General features: G+C 76.9%; 2 pseudogenes. One reads left to right on the forward strand and one right to left on the reverse strand.

From position 1 onward, the window contains the following. Nucleotides 1–2: 2 nt before the first annotated feature. A pseudogene (locus FV223_RS29040) lies at nucleotides 3–536 on the forward strand (glycosyltransferase family A protein); the annotation flags it as partial. On the opposite strand, the pseudogene FV223_RS32265 reads toward FV223_RS29040, so the two are convergent. Then, a pseudogene (locus tag FV223_RS32265) lies at nucleotides 523–778 on the reverse strand (glycosyltransferase family 2 protein); the annotation flags it as partial. The pseudogenes FV223_RS29040 and FV223_RS32265 sit on opposite strands and share 14 nt — an antisense overlap.

A 778-nucleotide genomic window follows, 5' to 3' on the forward strand; every position in this document is an offset into this window, starting at 1 on the left:
GCCTGCCGCGCCTCCTCCGCTCGCTGGCCGCTCAGGACGGCCTCTCGGCCGGGACGCCCCTGCGCGTCCTGATCGTGGCCAACAACTGCACCGACGGCACGGTCGCCGCCGTGCGCGCGATGGAGGCGGCGGGCGAGGCGCCCGCGCTCGCGATCCGGGTGATCGAGGCGCATCTCGAGCCGGCGGAGGCCCATGTCGGCACCGCGCGGCGGATGGCGCTCGATGCCGGCGCCGCCTGGCTCGACGCCGACGGGCATCCCGACGGCATCCTGCTCACCACCGACGCCGACGCGCGGGTGCCGCGGACCTGGCTCGCTGCCAACCTCCGGGCGCTGGAGGGCGCCGAGATCGTCGGCGGCCGTCTCGTGATCGACCCGGAACAAGAGACCGATCCGGCGCTCGCCGACCTGCATGACCGGATCGAGCGTTACTGGGCCGCCGTCCGCCGGATCGAGGACGCGCTCGATCCGCCGCCGCACGATCCCGCCCCCCGTCACGGCGACCATACCGGCGCGAGCCTCGCGCTGCGCGCCGCGCGATCACGGCTTCCCAGTGGCTCGGTGCGGGCAGGCGGTAGGGGAGGCCGGCGCGGGCGGTGACGGCGCGCCGGACCATCTCGGTGGCCATGCCGCCCTGCGCCCGGCCGGCGGCGCGGTCGGAGACCATCACCGACACCTCGGGACAGTGGCGCAGGCGTCCGCCGGCCTCGCGGACGCGGGCGACGAGGGCGTTGTCCTCGCCGCGCGGCAGCGCCGGCAGGCCGCCGACGCTGCGATAC

The organism is Methylobacterium sp. WL116 (assembly GCF_008039455.1).
Lineage (GTDB): Bacteria > Pseudomonadota > Alphaproteobacteria > Rhizobiales > Beijerinckiaceae > Methylobacterium.